Below are 1,023 nucleotides of genomic sequence, written 5' to 3'. Positions count from 1 at the left end.
GCTGAATTCCAGTTCTCCCTTCTTTGTCACCTCTGCAGCCGCCTGACTGCGCGGCTGGATCTTCGGATGTTTGCCGGTATGGCTCGAATTTTCCTGCAATTTCTTAATTTTCTCTCCAAGCAACGGATCAAACACATGATAACAGTCCGCGCATCCGAAACGGCTGTTCTTGATAAATTCTTCATACGTTGTGCCGCAGGTCGGGCATACCACATCCTCTTTCGGTGCCTGGCTGGCAGACGCATCCGTCAGTCCCAAAAGGCTCGAAAGCAGTTTTCCAAGCGGAAATTCTCCCTCAATCAGTGCCGAGTACGGTCCCAGATCCATCTCTTTCGCGCACTGGGCGCAGAGATTATGCTCTGTCTTGACGCCGTTAAACACTTCTGTATATTTAATATTCGCTTCGCGAATCCCACATTTCTCACACAGCATAATTTATCCTCCCAACATACACATCCCGCAACGGTTCCAATACACAAAAACCATCGCCCGCAGCCGGAACCTGCTATTCCGCTGTAAATGCGTCATAAATGGAATCCACCAGATTGTGAACCTCCTCGCGGCTCACATTTTTACAGACACCTCTTGCCAGAATTACACTGAGATCCCGGCGCATCTCCGAGATCGTCCGCATCTTATCCGTATCAAGTGCAATCACTGCCCCGCGGCGGCGGTCCACACGCAGAAAACCTTCCTGTTTCAGTACAGAATATGCCTTGTTGACCGTGTGCATGTTAATTCCGATGTTATCCGCTAACTGGCGCACGGATGGCAGCGTATCGCCCTCCCGGATCTGGTCGGTCGCAATCCCGATGATGATCTGGTTTATGAGCTGAATATAAAGCGCTTCCTCACTGTTAAAATCAATCTCTACAATCATACTCCACCATCTTTCATTCTGACGGCAGACCCCGTTTCTAAATACAGTCAGCCGCCTGTTTTATCATTTGTTATATAAATTGTATAACAAACAGGTGTTTTCGTCAACTGTAAAACTGTGTTAATTGTGTGAACTTGTTACAA

General features: G+C 48.0%; 2 protein-coding genes. Both read right to left on the bottom strand.

Going from position 1 to position 1,023, the window contains the following annotated elements:
- The coding region (locus QVO97_RS06915) for an excinuclease ABC subunit B (RefSeq protein WP_288189260.1) at nt 1–432 on the bottom strand (432 nt) is incomplete at its 3' end.
- A gap of 73 nt (nt 433–505) precedes the next feature.
- Nucleotides 506–880 (bottom strand): GntR family transcriptional regulator, encoded by a 375-nt coding sequence (locus tag QVO97_RS06910; protein ID WP_022359631.1) that lies wholly within the window; start codon nt 878–880, stop codon nt 506–508.
- Between the last annotated feature and the right edge of the window lie 143 nt (nt 881–1,023).

Source organism: Clostridium sp. CAG:43 (assembly GCF_000434655.1).
Classification (GTDB): Bacteria; Bacillota; Clostridia; order Lachnospirales; family Lachnospiraceae; genus Otoolea; species Otoolea fessa.
The sequence above is the reverse complement of the archived record's forward strand: the minus strand, read 5'-3'. Positions and strand labels throughout refer to the sequence as shown.

What these genes read in the sequence shown, in the direction of transcription:
- QVO97_RS06910 (WP_022359631.1), bottom strand. Translation starts at nt 880, where the DNA reads ATGATTGTAGAGATTGATTTTAACAGTGAGGAAGCGCTTTATATTCAG.